12 protein-coding genes and 1 tRNA gene are annotated in these 14,058 nt (G+C 61.7%); 3 read left to right on the top strand and 10 right to left on the bottom strand.

The features are described 5' to 3' along the window. Positions 1-132: 132 nt before the first annotated feature. From AC4PTT_RS08940 to AC4PTT_RS08925, 4 genes are all read right to left on the bottom strand, one after another. Positions 133-630, bottom strand: coding sequence for a GNAT family N-acetyltransferase (locus AC4PTT_RS08940; RefSeq protein ID WP_492162535.1), 498 nt, complete (start codon positions 628-630; stop codon positions 133-135). A 76-nt stretch (positions 631-706) separates the two neighbouring features. Then, positions 707-1,519, bottom strand: a complete 813-nt coding sequence (locus AC4PTT_RS08935) for an aminoglycoside phosphotransferase family protein (protein WP_299935304.1) — start codon at positions 1,517-1,519, stop codon at positions 707-709. Between the two features lie 184 nt (positions 1,520-1,703). After that, complete coding sequence (tig, locus tag AC4PTT_RS08930) at positions 1,704-3,140, bottom strand: trigger factor (protein WP_206548883.1); 1,437 nt, start codon at positions 3,138-3,140, stop codon at positions 1,704-1,706. Between the two features lie 88 nt (positions 3,141-3,228). Further along, positions 3,229-3,313 (bottom strand) — tRNA-Leu (locus tag AC4PTT_RS08925). 336 nt (positions 3,314-3,649) lie between these two features. On the opposite strand from AC4PTT_RS08925, the gene AC4PTT_RS08920 reads away from it, so the two are divergent. Continuing rightward, positions 3,650-3,790: a DUF1127 domain-containing protein gene (locus AC4PTT_RS08920; protein ID WP_008599151.1), complete on the top strand. Its 141-nt coding sequence runs from the start codon at positions 3,650-3,652 to the stop codon at positions 3,788-3,790. A gap of 680 nt (positions 3,791-4,470) precedes the next feature. Here AC4PTT_RS08920 and AC4PTT_RS08915 read toward each other — a convergent pair. After that, the gene (locus AC4PTT_RS08915) at positions 4,471-5,052 is read right to left on the bottom strand and encodes a hypothetical protein (protein WP_492162534.1); all 582 of its coding nucleotides are present in this window, start codon (positions 5,050-5,052) and stop codon (positions 4,471-4,473) included. A gap of 123 nt (positions 5,053-5,175) precedes the next feature. On the opposite strand from AC4PTT_RS08915, the gene trmFO reads away from it, so the two are divergent. After that, entirely contained in the window at positions 5,176-6,579 is a 1,404-nt protein-coding gene (gene trmFO / locus AC4PTT_RS08910; RefSeq protein ID WP_492162533.1) for a methylenetetrahydrofolate--tRNA-(uracil(54)-C(5))-methyltransferase (FADH(2)-oxidizing) TrmFO, read from the top strand. Positions 6,580-6,663: 84 nt separating this feature from the next. On the opposite strand, the gene AC4PTT_RS08905 is transcribed toward trmFO, so the two are convergent. From AC4PTT_RS08905 to yajC, 5 genes are all read right to left on the bottom strand, one after another. Beyond that, a complete protein-coding gene (locus AC4PTT_RS08905) occupies positions 6,664-8,421 on the bottom strand; it encodes a DUF4153 domain-containing protein (RefSeq protein WP_492162532.1) in 1,758 nt (585 codons plus the stop codon). A 178-nt stretch (positions 8,422-8,599) separates the two neighbouring features. Beyond that, positions 8,600-9,448 carry a phytoene/squalene synthase family protein gene (locus tag AC4PTT_RS08900; RefSeq protein WP_492162531.1) on the bottom strand — a complete coding sequence of 283 codons (849 nt, stop codon included), beginning with the start codon at positions 9,446-9,448 and terminating at the stop codon, positions 8,600-8,602. 1 nt (position 9,449) lies between these two features. Further along, positions 9,450-9,839 (bottom strand): Mth938-like domain-containing protein, encoded by a 390-nt coding sequence (locus AC4PTT_RS08895; RefSeq protein ID WP_492162530.1) that lies wholly within the window; start codon positions 9,837-9,839, stop codon positions 9,450-9,452. Next, positions 9,839-12,409: a protein translocase subunit SecDF gene (gene secDF / locus AC4PTT_RS08890; RefSeq protein ID WP_206546361.1), complete on the bottom strand. Its 2,571-nt coding sequence runs from the start codon at positions 12,407-12,409 to the stop codon at positions 9,839-9,841. The genes AC4PTT_RS08895 and secDF overlap by 1 nt, the downstream gene beginning before the upstream one ends. Positions 12,410-12,479: 70 nt before the next feature. Next, the gene (gene yajC, locus AC4PTT_RS08885) at positions 12,480-12,827 is read right to left on the bottom strand and encodes a preprotein translocase subunit YajC (protein WP_113156340.1); all 348 of its coding nucleotides are present in this window, start codon (positions 12,825-12,827) and stop codon (positions 12,480-12,482) included. Between the two features lie 253 nt (positions 12,828-13,080). On the opposite strand from yajC, the gene AC4PTT_RS08880 reads away from it, so the two are divergent. Beyond that, positions 13,081-13,959, top strand: coding sequence for an ATP-binding protein (locus tag AC4PTT_RS08880; protein ID WP_492162529.1), 879 nt, complete (start codon positions 13,081-13,083; stop codon positions 13,957-13,959). Positions 13,960-14,058: the final 99 nt, after the last annotated feature.

Raw genomic sequence — 14,058 nt, 5'->3', positions numbered from 1 at the left:
GAAGCCCGGAACGGCGGTCTCAAGCCCTCGCGCCATGCGCGGGGGCTTTTTCTTGTAAACGCGGCATGCGCCCTGATTTGAGCGATGGAAGCAGTCGCGACCGGCGACGGGGCGGCTCTGTCGGCTCAGCTGTCAGGCAAAGTCGAGACGCATCAGCACTTCGTCAACAAATGCCCCCTCAACGCAGAGCGCCTTCCGATCAACCGCCCATTCCCTGAAACCCGCGCGCTGATACAGCCTTTTTGCCGCTTCGTTTGAAGCGGTCACGGAAAGCAGAACTGACTGGCAATCAACCATGGCTTCGTTGATGGCTGCCTGCAGCAGGTTTTTCGCCAGACCGGTGCCGCGACCAGAAGGAACCACATACATCCCCCAGATGCCGGCCCTGTGTCTGATTTTGGCCGCCTTTTCCCTGCGGGGGCCGATGATCCCCTGCAAGGCTCCAGCAGCGTCAAATCCACCCAAAACGACATTCTCCGCCAAACGTGCGGCTGCCCGTTCGAGCGGCTGGGCAAGCTCATCATCAAACGAAGCGCCGAACGCCTCGGGATGCATCTTTAGCCCCTCTAGCCTCAGTTCTCTGAACGCGCGCGCGTCTTCGGCTCCAAGCCGTCTGATATTCATCTGCATGGCCTTCTCACAAGCACGAGCCTCCGCTCCCCTCTCACAGGGAGAAAATTCGCCTCAACATGCCGCAAGCGACGTCTCACCGCGAAAGCTCCGCGGCCGCCAGTGCGGCAATTTTCAGATCCACTTCCGCCAATGGGTTCTCATCCTCGAGAAACCACGCCGCCGACAAGCCGGTCCATGCGAGAATCCACTGAAGCAGGGTGCGGCGCTCCACCTTCGCCGCCTCGGAAACGACCGCCAGGCGTCGCTGAAAGCGGCCGGGCTGCGTTGCGACCGGTCGACTGGAATCGCTCAAATCGGGGTTGGTGAAAATGTTCGCAAAGTCGAAGCCGCGATTACCCGTCAGGCCATGCGGATCGATGGCCAGCCAGCCCCGCTTGCCGAAATCAAGCACATTGCCGTGGTGCAAGTCGCCGTGAAGGACGACCTGCTCTTTTGGCTCGGCAAGAAGCTTTTGCGCTGTCTCAAGCGAGTGGATCAGGATACCGCCATGCCTGGCCGCCGCCGGTTCGAGGCACCGGAACCAGCGCTTTAAAGGAACGAGTTCAGGCATGGGGCCGGGCCTGCTGCGATGCAGGCGGTTGGCGGTGGCGCAGAGAATACGGCAGGCCTCATCATCATCATTGCCACGCGCCATGTCCGCCAGAGAGCGAGCGCCGGTGGCGCGCTCAAGAAGCAGAGCGCCTTCAGTGCACGCCAGAACCTCTGCCGCCCCGTCCCCGCTCCACCATGTCATAAGGCTCGCCCCGCGCTTCTGATCCGCGCTGGAGAACAGTTTGAGCATTGCCGGCTCGTCCCCTCGAAGCACCGGCAGAAGGTTCGCTGCCGGGGTAACGATCGGCTCACCATCAATGGCGAGCTTCCAAAGGCGCAGATACGGCTCGAACATCACAGTCTCCCCAGGCTCGTGCGAATACCGCAAGTGTCATATTCGGAAATCAGGGAGGTTCTTCGCATGCCCGTTTAAGAGCGGCAATGCCCGCGCCGTCGCTCCAGCCCACCAGCCAGATACCGCAAAAAGAAAAAGGCCGCCCCGAAGGACGGCCTTTCTCGAACTTTCAAAAAGGAGAGGCTTATTCGCCCTCTTCCTTCTTCTTGGCAGCAGCCTTCTTCGGAGCGGCTTTCTTCTTCGGAGCAGCCTTCTCCTTCTTCGCCGGCTTCGCCTCGGTCTCGTCCTCGTCGTCAGCCATCAGCTCGTCGCGGGAGACCTTCTCGTCGGTGACCGCGATTTCAGCGAGCAGATGGTCGATGACCTTCTCCTCGAAGAGCGGCGCACGGATGTTGGCCATGGCCTGCGGGTTCTGACGATAGAACTCGTAGATTTCCTGCTGCTGGTGCGGCGGGTAGCGGCGGATCGATTCGATGAGCGCGCGCTGCATCTCTTCGTCGCCAACCTTGACCTCTGCCTTCTCGCCGATCTCGGAGAGAACCAGGCCCAGACGCACGCGGCGCTCAGCAAGACGCTGATACTCTTCGCGAGCCTCTTCCTCGGTCGTCTCTTCGTCTTCGAAGGAGCGGCCGGCAGCCTCGAGATCGCGGGTCACCTGGTTCCAGATGTTCTCGAACTCGGCTTCCACGAGCTTGGACGGCGCTTCGAACTTGTAAGCCTCGTCCAGCGCGTCGAGGATCTGACGCTTCGCCTTCTGGCGGGTCACCTGGCCGAACTGGTTCTCGAGCTGGCCACGAACGATCTCGCGCAGCTTGTCAGCCGATTCAAGGCCGAGCTGCTGTGCGGTCTCGTCGTTGATCTCCATCTCGTTGGGCTTGGAGACTTCTTTGACCTTGATGTCGAACTCGGCTTCCTTGCCGGCGAGATGCGCTGCCGCATACTCTTCCGGGAAGGTGACCTTGATCGTGCTCTCGTCGCCGGCCTTCAGGCCCACGAGCTGCTCTTCGAAACCGGCGATGAACTGGTTCATGCCGATCACGACCTCGGAATCCTCGGCAGCGCCGCCATCAAAGGCTTCGCCGTCGATCTTGCCGAGATAGTCGATCTTGACCTTGTCGCCGTCAGCCGCCTTGCCCTTCTTCACCTCGTAGGTGCGGGCGGAGTCGGCAACGCGCTTGACCTGCTCTTCGACTTCCTCATCCGTCACGTCATAGACCTGACGCGTGATCTTGATGTCGGAGAAATCCTTCAGCTCGATCGGCGGAATGACTTCATAGGACATGGAGAATTCGAAGTCGGCATCGCCGGAGAGAACCTTGTCGGCTTCCTTCTCGTCCTCGGTCATCGAGATTTCCGGCTGAATGGCCGGCTTCTCACCGCGCTCGGTCAGGATGCTCTGCGTGCCTGCGAGGATCTCGTTCACGACTTCAGCCATGAAAGACTTGCCATAGACGCGGCGCAGGTGCTGCGCGGGCACTTTACCGGGGCGGAAACCCTTGAGGTTCACCTTGTCCTTTGCGTCGTTGAGACGCTCAGCGAGGCGCGCCTCCATGTCCTTGGCAGGAACAACGACCTTAAGTTCGCGCTTGAGCCCTGAATTGAGAGTTTCGGTTACCTGCATCCATCATACCTTTGTATTCGCTTTTGCCGCCGCGTTCACGGCGCCCACCGCTCTTCCTGTCGGGGATACTTACCGGGAATGGCCCTTCTGGTGCGGGTGGAGGGACTTGAACCCCCACGGCTTGCGCCACAGGAACCTAAATCCTGCGTGTCTACCAATTCCACCACACCCGCTTCGAAAGACCCAAGGAACGCCTTAAGCTTCCGAAAGCGCGGGTTCTATATCACCTGCACCTAGTCTATCAAAGCAAAATTGGCAAGATTCAGGGCTTTTTTGATCGCTTCGGCCCCCTTGCGCATACCGGCCGCATCCCCCGCTCCCACCGTGCTTTTTATAAACCGATTAGAACCGCGCCAAACCCGAGCCATGCAGCAGCCGCAAAAAGGCCATGTTGCATTGCACAAATCGCATTGCTGTCATGCAACATTGTCACTTCAAAGCCGGGCGGCTTGGGACTATCTCCTGCTCACAAGACGAACACAGAATATTCGAACGAAGCGAGCAGCAAGATGAACATCATTCGCAACTACCGCAACTGGCGCCGTTACCGTCAGACCGTCAACGAGCTGAGCCGCCTGTCCAACCGTGAACTGAACGATCTGGGCATCTCCCGCGGCGACATCCCGTTCGTTGCACGCAAGTCTGTCTAAGGACAGCAGCTAATTCAGTTTCGCCAGGATTACCTCCTCCCAATCCTGACGGATATGACCGACAAACTCCTCCTCCCAATTGTCGGTCACCCAAAACAACCCCTGCCGAACCTCCTCCCTCGGCAGGGGTTGTAAAAAGGGCGGTAAGCCTCGTAAGAGCCCGCCAGACAGAGTTTTAGAGATTCCTTCGGAGTTATCCTCCTCCCAACTTCGAAGGAAACGACCGGCATCTCCTCCTCCCAATTGCCGGTCACCCTATAACGACACCCGCCGAACCTCCTCCCTCGGCGGGTGTTGTTTCCGGGCAGAGGCCTTCCTATATGGGCGCTGTCAGGATTTGAGTTTCATAGATTTCGTCCGGGTTACCTCCTCCCAACCCTGACGAATAGACCGGCAACCTCCTCCTCCCAAAATTGCCGGTCACCCTATAACGACACCCGCCGAACCTCCTCCCTCGGCGGGTGTTGTTTCCGGGCAGAAGCCTTCCTATATGGGCGCTGTCAGGATTTGAGTTTCATAGATTTCGTCCGGGTTACCTCCTCCCAACCCTGACGAATAGACCGGCAACCTCCTCCTCCCAAAATTGCCGGTCACCCTATAACGACACCCGCCGAACCTCCTCCCTCGGCGGGTGTCGTTTTTTTTATCCCCTCCGCTTCCATGCACGCGCGCCGGATGCGCTAGCGCTCGCCGCGCACGCCGCGCTTCTTCCACTCAGAAAGCTGCATGATGTCCGGCGCACCGCCGGCCGGCTCGTACCAGCTGTCGATAGCCCAGTCCCGGCCATCCTTCGCGCGCACCACGGCAGTGGCGTGCGGGTAGCGGATGTCGATGAAGAAGCCGCGTGCGGCGTTCCTGCGCACGGTGTGATGATACAGCAGCCCGTGGCGCTGCAGATAGGTCAGGAGCGTCCGTGTGTTGCGCGACTCGTCGATGCAGTCCATCTGGCCATAGACCCGCGCGCCGCCCGGTCCGGACTTCGCGCCATCGCGCACGCCCAAGGTCTGTGTCGCCAGTGTTTCGAAATAGCGGACCGCCTTTCTGATGGCCGCCCGTTCGGCGCTTGCGGAAGACCTGCCGCCCGCCATGATCGCGGTCAGCCGCTGCTTCGCAGCCGCCCCCAGGGTCATGCTCTTCTTATAGACACAGCCATAGCCGCTGCACAGATAGATGCGCTCCGCCTTCGCCGCCGCCGGCCCAGTCACACATGCCAGACACAGCGCCGCTGCAAGCAGCCCCGCCCGTGATGCTCCAAATTCCATTCGCACAGTATAAAACGCCCCTGTTGATTGCGAAACCGGATGGCAGAGCCGCCTCTATAATTGGTTAGCGCCACACGCCATCCACCGTTGCATTCCATGGTCCGGCGGCTTATCTCCTCCCCCATGAAACCGATACACATCATTGGCGGCGGTCTCGCCGGTTCCGAAGCTGCCTGGCAGGCGGCACAAGCGGGTGTTCCCGTCATTCTCCACGAGATGCGGCCGGTGCGCGGCACCGATGCGCACAAGACCGACGGGCTTGCCGAGCTGGTCTGCTCGAACTCGTTCCGCTCCGACGATGCGGAAACGAATGCGGTCGGCCTGCTGCATGCGGAAATGCGGCTCGCAGACTCCCTCATCATGCGCTGCGGCGACGCCAACCAGGTGCCCGCCGGCGGTGCGCTGGCCGTGGACCGCGACGGATTTTCCGAAGCCGTCACCGTAGAGCTTGAGGCGCATCCGCTCATCACCATCGAGCGCGAGGAAGTCACCGGCCTGCCGCCGGAAGAGTGGGATCAGGCAATCATCTGCACCGGCCCGCTGACCGCGCCCTCGCTGGCGGAAGCCATTTCGGAGGCCACGGGCGCGCAGTCGCTCGCCTTCTTCGACGCGATCGCCCCAATTGTCCATTTCGATTCCATCGATCTAGGCACCGCATGGTTCCAGTCGCGTTACGACAAGGTCGGCCCCGGCGGCACCGGCAAGGACTACATCAACTGCCCCATGGACAAGGAGCAGTATGAAGCCTTCATCCAGGCACTGCTCGACGGCGGCAAGACCGAGTTCAAGGAATGGGAAGGCACGCCCTATTTCGATGGCTGTCTGCCCATCGAGGTGATGGCGGAACGCGGACCGGAGACGCTGCGCCACGGACCGATGAAGCCGATGGGCCTCACCAATGCACACAATCCCGACGTAAAGGCCTATGCGGTGGTGCAGTTGCGCCAGGACAACGCGCTTGGCACGCTCTACAACATGGTCGGCTTCCAGACGAAGCTGAAATATGCCGAGCAGACACGCATCTTCCGCATGATCCCCGGTCTGGAAAATGCGGAATTCGCACGGCTCGGCGGCCTGCACCGCAACACCTATCTGAATTCGCCTGCGCTTCTCGACGGCCGGCTTCAGCTCAAGAGCCGCCCCGGCCTGCGCTTTGCCGGTCAGATCACCGGCTGCGAGGGCTATGTGGAAAGTGCGGCCATGGGCCTGATCGCCGGTCGCTTTGCCGCATCCGAGCGTCTGGGTCAGCCGATCTCCACGCCGCCCGGGACCACTGCCTTCGGCGCGCTGCTCAACCACATCACCGGCGGGCATCTCATCTCCGACGATGAGCCGGGCAAACGCTCCTTCCAGCCAATGAACGTCAATTTCGGCCTGTTCCCGCCCGTCGAGGTGCCGAAGCCCGAAGGCAAGCGCCTCCGCGGCAAGGAGAAGACCGTCGCCAAGAAGAAGGCGATGACGGCGCGCGCGCTGGTCGACTTCAAGGAATGGCTCGCTGCACAGCCGGCAAGCCAGGCCGCCGAATAGGCAGGTTCTCGAACGAGAGCCCACAAAGAGAAAGGGGAAGCCGCAATGCCGGCTTCCCCTTTTTTATTCAGTCCTGGCTGCGCCCTACTTCCAGTCTTCAAGCCTTAGAAGCAGCGTCCCGGTCATGTTGCGCAACTCCAGCTCCGGCTCGAACGTGGCGTGGAGATGAGATGGCACGATGAGGATCTTTCGCCCCTCAGCCTCCAGAGAGAACATCACCGTCTGCCCATCCTGTGAGGCGAGAGATGCGATGCGTTCTTCCTCCACGGGGAACAGCCCTTCAACCCCGTCCGCGGTTTTCACCGAAACCGCATTCTGCTTCAGCAGAAGCGCGATCTTTCCGCCATCCGGCAGAACGATATCGAAAGTACCCGGCTCCCCGTCCAGGAAAATCGCATTCTGGACAACGACATCGAAACCATCCGACTTGAACGCAACGATCAACGGGTTGCTGTAGAAAACCCCGTTTCGATCCACATGGACGGGATTGTCGGGATCGAGCCCCCAGGCGATGGCCACTTCGCGATATGCATTGCCGTCCGGGCTCAGCGCAAAACCTTCAGGCTCCACAGCGCCAACGGCGTCCTCTCCGTTGAGATAACGCAGCACCGAAAGCGCCTCGGATTTCGCCTCCACGCTGAGCGGCGTATCGTTGACGAGTTCCAGAAACCTCGCCGTCTGCGACCGCACCGACCAGTCGAGCGCACCCTGCGGCCCGAAACTGCCCAAAAGCAACGCCAGAACCGGAATGCCGGCGATGAGGCGGATATCGCCCCGCAGACGCGGCAGCGCCTGCATCCCGACGAGCGCGAGCGTCACCAGACCGAACAGGCCGAGGAAATAGCGCTGCGGCGTCCAGCCGAACGCCCCTACCCGCAGAGCGAGCGCGTAGAACAGAAGCCCCAGCGGCGCCAGAAGGAACAGCGGCCAGAAACGCACGAAGAAGCGCGTCGGCGCACGGGCGGTGTCCAGAAACGGCTTTGTCAGAAGAAGAACGGCGACAATGCACACGCCATATGTGAGCACCAGCCATCCGATCTGGCCCTGCGGAACCTCTCCGGTAATCGCGATCTTGGCCGCATAGAGGTGCAGAATGAGCGCATAGATGATGAGCATGGGCACGGCGGCGAAATCACCCAGCGCGCGCATCCCGCTCTGCATCAGCGCATGCTCATGGCCGCCCGGCTCTTCATCGAAGGTGCGCGGCGTCTGCCCGAGCCCGAAGAGCGGTGCGACGAACAGGCCGATCGAGGCCCAGATATGCTCATAGAGATCATTCGGAACATCGATCCCGAAGAGATGGGTCAGACTTGCCAGAATGGCCGAAATCCCGCCGCCGAACAGCGCAAACGCCAACAGTCCTAGCCCCACGGCGAATACCAGCCGCGCCGTGAACATCCAGAACGCATCGCCCGTCCCCCGCCATGCGAAAGGCGCAATGGGCGCAAGCGCCATCAGGGAGAGCACAAACGCCCATTCCACCGTGCGCTCGGTGATGTCCGGCCACATGACCGCAAAGGCGGCAACACCGGCGAGCACCGGCAATGCCACGCTGATCAACGCTGAAAGCTGCCGGGCCCGCGCAAACAGGGTTGCGGCAAAAGAGGCTATCACGGCGGCGATCAGCGCAAAGAGGAGGTCATCCTTGTTGGCCGCGCCAAGAAGGGCGGCGGGCACAAGATCGATATCCGCAACAAGCGCGTTGGCGTAGGTGGCGGTCAAAAAGAGAAAAAACACGGTGACGGGAAAGCGCGCCACGGCATCGCCCATGGCGACAAGCGCCTCAAGCGCTGATGCGAGCCACCCCGTGGCCGCATGATTTTTGTTCAGATTTTCAGCCACAAACCTTCCCCCGATCAATGAGCCGATGATCAAAGACCATGCGGACGCGGCGTAAATTGGACAACGGCATCGTCAATCGCCGTGCGCCCCTTGGGGCGCATCAGGGACAATCCGGATTGTAAATGAAGCGTCGGAACAACCGAAAAACGGATCGCGCTTTGAGGTTCAGGTCCTGGGGTTATCCCCATCCCTTCGTGGCACGCCGGAACATCAGCCAGTGCCGTCGCCATTGCGGCAGCGTCACGATGTCTTCGAGTGCCGCAGCCCCGCTGGCCTCAAGGCGCTTGAGATAGGCCTGTGAAAGCCCCGCAGGCAGGAATGCCGGACGCAGAGAAGCCGGCAGCGCCTTCGCGCCTGCCTCGAATGCCGCCGCATGATGTTTGCCAAGGGCGACCATTGCCGCCACGGCGCGCGCCGCAGCGTCACGGTCCTCGCCGCTCAGAAGATTTTCGCGTGTGGTGCCGGCGGCCCGTAACAGATCGCCCGGAATGTAGCACTGCCTGCGCCGGCGATGGATCGGCAGCATGCGCAAAAGGCCGGCAATGGCCTGTGCACAGCCGGCATGGCCTGCCAGTTCCGAGGCGCGCATGGCGGCTGGCGTGTCGAGCACCAGTCCGGCAAGCTGGATCAGAGCCGAAGCGGTCTCGCCGCAATAGCCTTCCAGGTCGTTGCGGCTTGGCATCGGGTCGTCATAGAGATCGAAGATGCGCGCTTCGAGAAGGTCGAGCAGCGGCTGCACGGGCAGCCCATGCGTGCGGATTGCCTCCAGAAGAGCCACCGCGAGCGGCGAACCGTCCGCACTCTCAGGCGCAGCCTCGGCCGTCAGAACATCGCGCCAGAACTGCAGCCGCACCTCGCCGGGAAGCGGTTCGCTCACCCGGTCGCGAATGCCCGCCACTTCTGCATTGAATGCATAAAGTGCAAACAGCGCCGGGCGCTTTTCCTCCGGTGCGTACAGCACGGAGAGATAGCGGTCGGGATCGGCGTCGCGCACCACCGACATGACAAAAGGCTGCGTTTCGGCCATCTCAGTCGACAGCGATCAGCGCTGCTGCAACCGTGCGGTCTTCCGCAAGCAGCACATTGTAGGTGCGTACCGCGGCGCCCGTCGCCATGGGCTCGACCGCCACGCCGGCCGCCCGGAAGCGCTTGCGCAGTTCAGCTGGCACAGGGATCAGGGTCTTTCCGGTGCCAAGAAGCAGAATATCGAAGTCGGCGGCTTCGTCGAACAGCCTGGTGAAGTCGCCCTCGCACAGCCCTTCGAAAGCCGCCACGTCCCACCCGTGAATGCCCGAAGGCATGCACAGGATGGAACCGCGATGCGACATGTCGGCAAAGCGAAAACCGCCATTGCCGTAAGCGTCGATGGGAGCGCGGCCCGGGAAATGGGCCGCGCGTATTTCAATGCCGCCCGCCATCACTTGGCCGGCATCTGTCCGGTCGTGTCCGAACCGGTCGCATCATCGTCCTTCTGCTCTGCGCCCAGCGCCCCGGTGGAGCGCATGCGGAACAGGATCAGCAGCGGACCGGCGATGAAGATCGACGAGTAGGTGCCGATCACCACACCGAAGATCATCGCGGCCGTGAAGGAACGGATCACCTCGCCACCGAAGACGAACAGTGCACCGAGCGCCAGAAGCGTCGTCACCGAGGTCATGATGGTGCGCGACAGCGTCTGGTTCATCGACAGGTTCAGAAGCTCCGGAAGCGGCATCTTCTTGAACCGTCGCAGGTTCTCGCGCACGCGGTCATAGACCACGACTGTATCGTTCAATGAGTAACCCACGATTGTCAGGATCGCCGCGATACTCGTCAGATTGAACTCGATGCCGGTTATCACGAAGAAGCCGACGGTCATGATCACATCGTGCAGTGTGGCAAGAATCGCACCCACGGCAAACTGCCACTCGAAGCGCAGCCAGATGTAAATCAGGATCGCCAGGAGCGAGACCAGAACCGCAATCGTGCCGGCACGCGCAAGCTCACCGGAGACGGTCGGCCCCACCACTTCGACGCGGCGGAACTCATAGGCGTCCTCAAGCTCGCCCCGCACCTTGGCGATGACGGTCTGTTCGGCATTCTCGCCGCCGTCCTGCGCCTGAACGCGGATCAGCACCTCACGCGGATCGCCGAACTCCTGCACCTGAACGTCGCCCAGATTGAGTTCCGACAGACGCGCGCGGATATCGCCGATGTCAGCCGGTCCTTCGCGGGACTGCACCTCGATGGAAGAGCCGCCCTTGAAGTCGATGCCGTAGTTCATGTTGACGGTCATGAACAGCGCCACAGCCGCGATGGAAGCCAGAGCCGAAAGCGTGAAGGTCACGCGGCGCAGCTTCATGAAGCCGATCTTCGTGTTGTCAGGCACGAAACGCAGCGGCGTGCGCGGCAGCTCACGGGGACGCCGGCGGCGCACCCACTCGGCGACGATCCAGCGCGTCAGCGAATAGGCGGTGAAGACCGTCGTCGCGATACCGATGGCAAGCGTGACGGCAAAACCGCGGATCGGACCCGAACCCAGATAGAACAGGATCACGGCGGCGATCAGCGTCGTCACATTGGCGTCGACGATGGTTGCCAGCGCCTTGGAGAAGCCCGTGTCGACCGCCTGAATGAGGGAACGCCCGCCGGCCCTCTCCTCGCGAATACGCTCGAAGATGAGCACGCTGGAGTCCACCGCCATGCCGATGGTCAGCACGATACCGGCAATGCCCGGCAGCGTCAGCGTTGCACCGAGCGCCGAGAGGATCGCGATGATCATCGTCACATTGGCGGCAAGCGCGATCACGGCGAACACGCCGAGAAGCCCGTAAGCGGCAATCATGAACACAACGACAAGAGCCGCGCCGATCAACGAGGCGATCTTGCCGGCGTCGATGGAGTCCTGACCAAGGCCCGGTCCGACCGTGCGCTCTTCAATGATTGTCAGCGTCGCCGGCAGAGCGCCCGCGCGCAGAAGAACGGCAAGATCATTGGCCGACTGGACGTTGAAATTGCCCGAAATCTGGCCGGTGCCGCCGAGGATGGGCTCGCGGATCTGCGGAGCCGAAATCACCTGGTCGTCGAGAATGATGGCGAACAGGCGACCGACATTCTCCTGCGTCGCCTGACCGAAGCGCGTCGCGCCCTTCGTGTCGAAGCGGAAGCTCACCACCGGTTCGTTGGTGCGCTGGTCGAAGGTCGCCTGCGCATCCACGAGGTTCTCACCCGAAACGATGACGCGGTCTTCGATCAGGTAGGGAACGGGCGGATCGTCCACCGAGTATTTGATGGTCGTGCCGATGGGCGGGCGGCTGTTGATGGCCTCCTGCACGGGCACCGACTGATCGACCATCTGGAAGCTCAGCTTGGCGGTCTGACCAAGAATGTCTTTCAGGCGCTGCGGGTCCTGAAGGCCCGGCACCTGAACAAGAATGCGGTCTTCGCCCTGCCGCTGGATCACCGGCTCGGTGGTGCCAAGCTCGTTGACGCGGCGGGAGACCACTTCAATGGACTGCGAAAGCGCAGAGGAAACACGGTAGTTGATGCCGTCTTCCGTCAGCGTGAAGCGCAGAAGGCCCGGCTCCGGTTCGGTGAGCGCAAGCTCGGTCACCGTGCCGCCACTGAACAGGCCGGAATTCACCGGCTGTGTCAGCTCGCGCAGAGCCTCCTTGGCTTCGGGTATCTGAGCGGCGTCGCGAATGCGCACCTGCACGCTCTGGCCAGAACCGGTGAGGCCGGTATAGCCGATCCGCTTGTCACGCAGCGTACGGCGGATGTCGTCGCGCGTCGTAACGATGCGCTCCTCGATCAGTTCCTTCTTCTCGATCTGGAGAAGAATGTGCGAACCGCCCTGAAGGTCGAGGCCCAGCGTCATTGGCCGCGAAGGCGCCCAGCTCGGCATGGAGGACAAATAGGATGCCGGAATGATGTTCGGCGCCGCGTAGGCGACGCCGAGCGCCACGGCCAGCCAGATAAGTATCGTTTGCCAGCGCGAGAAGTGTAGCATGGGGCCTCGTCTGTTCAGGTTGGGAGGGCCGTTTTTGCCGGCCCTTCCCGGCAATCACGTCATATTGCGGTTATTTCTTGGCGGGCTGCTTGTTGTCTGCAACCGGCTCACCCTTCACGCGAACCTCTGCGAGCATGGAGCGCACGGCCGTAACCTTGTTGCCGCCGCCCAGGTCGATTTCGAGCTCGCTGTCATTGATGACCTTGCTCACCTTGCCGACCAGGCCGCCGCCCGTCACCACCGTGTCGCCACGACGAACAGCCGACAGCATCTCGGCGCGCTTCTTCATCTGCTGGCGCTGCGGACGGATGATGAGGAAATACATGATCACGAAGATCAGAACGAAGGGCAGAATGCTGACAAAGATGTCGGGCGCTCCGCCTGCGCCAGCCTGTGCGTATGCCGGGGTGATGAACATCGAAAACTCCTGATATCTGCCGGACGTCCGGCTGGTCATAAATGTGGCCGGAATATAGACTTTCACCCCTTCATTGCAACTGTTGGCGCAGTGTGCACAGGCCCGCAGGGCCGCTTATGCGCAGACATCTGACGCTGCGTCCGGCAATACACTCCCCCGCGCCGCCTCCCGCACTTGCAAATCCCGCCCCCTTATGGAAGAACCGTACCGTACGGTACGCAACCCGTCTGCGCATAAGCTTTGCGAGGAAATCATGTCCGAAAACACCATCGAAGCGCTGTCCGAGAAACTCGACCGGCTGATCGATACGATCGCCCGCCTCACCCCGCAGCAGCCCGAGCCGCCGCGCTTCGAAGCCGCCGACTGTTTTGTCTGGAATGCGGAGCGCCGGACGCTGGATCCCGTCGAAAAGGTCAATCGCGTGGAACTTTCGCTGATTCGCGGCGTCGACCGCGTGCGCGATATCCTGGCCGACAACACCGAGCGCTTTGCCCGCGACCTTCCCGCCAACAACGTGCTTCTGTGGGGCGCGCGCGGCATGGGCAAGTCGTCGCTGGTCAAAGCCGTCCATGCCGAGATCAACCGCGCCGCCCCTGCCGGCCAGCCGCCGCTGAAGCTGGTGGAGATCCACCGCGAGGACATAGAGACCCTGCCGCAGCTCATGGCTTTCCTGAAAGCCGCGCCGTTCCGCTTCATCCTTTTCTGCGACGATCTGTCCTTCGATCAGAATGACGCCTCGTACAAATCGCTCAAGGCGGCGCTGGAAGGCGGCGTTGAAGGCAGGCCCGCCAATGTCATCCTCTACGCCACCTCCAACCGGCGGCACCTCTTGCCGCGCGACATGATCGAGAATGAGCGCTCGACGGCCATCAACCCGTCGGAAGCCGTCGAAGAAAAGGTTTCCCTGTCAGACCGTTTCGGCCTCTGGCTCGGCTTCCACAAATGCTCCCAGGACGAATATCTGGCGATGATCGACGGCTATGTCGCCCATTACGGCCTCGAGATCGATCCGGAGCGCCTGCGCGCCGAAGCACTCGAATGGGCCACCACGCGCGGCAGCCGTTCGGGCCGCGTCGCCTGGCAGTTCATTCAGGATCTCGCCGGCCGCCTCGGCAAGCGTCTCGACGCCTAAGGCGTATCCCCCCGACCGAACGCTTCGCCTCAATAAAAAACCCGCCCTTTCGGGCGGGTCAAAGAGGCAGCCTGACCGGAGGTCTGGCAGGCCGCAGCT

The organism is Nitratireductor sp. WH36-1 (assembly GCF_058725515.1).
Note: the sequence above shows the minus strand (reverse complement) of the source record. Positions and strands in the feature narration are given on the sequence as shown.

Excerpts from the sequence above, each read along its gene's own strand:
- AC4PTT_RS08895 (WP_492162530.1), bottom strand. The coding sequence starts at position 9,839 with ATGGCGGGCGGCATTGAAATACGCGCGGCCCATTTCCCGGGCCGCGCT.
- AC4PTT_RS08935 (WP_299935304.1), bottom strand. The coding sequence starts at position 1,519 with ATGTTCGAGCCGTATCTGCGCCTTTGGAAGCTCGCCATTGATGGTGAG.
- AC4PTT_RS08900 (WP_492162531.1), bottom strand. The coding sequence starts at position 9,448 with ATGGCCGAAACGCAGCCTTTTGTCATGTCGGTGGTGCGCGACGCCGAT.
- yajC (WP_113156340.1), bottom strand. The coding sequence starts at position 12,827 with ATGTTCATCACCCCGGCATACGCACAGGCTGGCGCAGGCGGAGCGCCC.
- AC4PTT_RS08920 (WP_008599151.1), top strand. The coding sequence starts at position 3,650 with ATGAACATCATTCGCAACTACCGCAACTGGCGCCGTTACCGTCAGACC.
- secDF (WP_206546361.1), bottom strand. The coding sequence starts at position 12,409 with ATGCTACACTTCTCGCGCTGGCAAACGATACTTATCTGGCTGGCCGTG.
- AC4PTT_RS08915 (WP_492162534.1), bottom strand. The coding sequence starts at position 5,052 with ATGGAATTTGGAGCATCACGGGCGGGGCTGCTTGCAGCGGCGCTGTGT.
- tig (WP_206548883.1), bottom strand. The coding sequence starts at position 3,140 with ATGCAGGTAACCGAAACTCTCAATTCAGGGCTCAAGCGCGAACTTAAG.
- AC4PTT_RS08880 (WP_492162529.1), top strand. The coding sequence starts at position 13,081 with ATGTCCGAAAACACCATCGAAGCGCTGTCCGAGAAACTCGACCGGCTG.
- AC4PTT_RS08940 (WP_492162535.1), bottom strand. The coding sequence starts at position 630 with ATGCAGATGAATATCAGACGGCTTGGAGCCGAAGACGCGCGCGCGTTC.
- trmFO (WP_492162533.1), top strand. The coding sequence starts at position 5,176 with ATGAAACCGATACACATCATTGGCGGCGGTCTCGCCGGTTCCGAAGCT.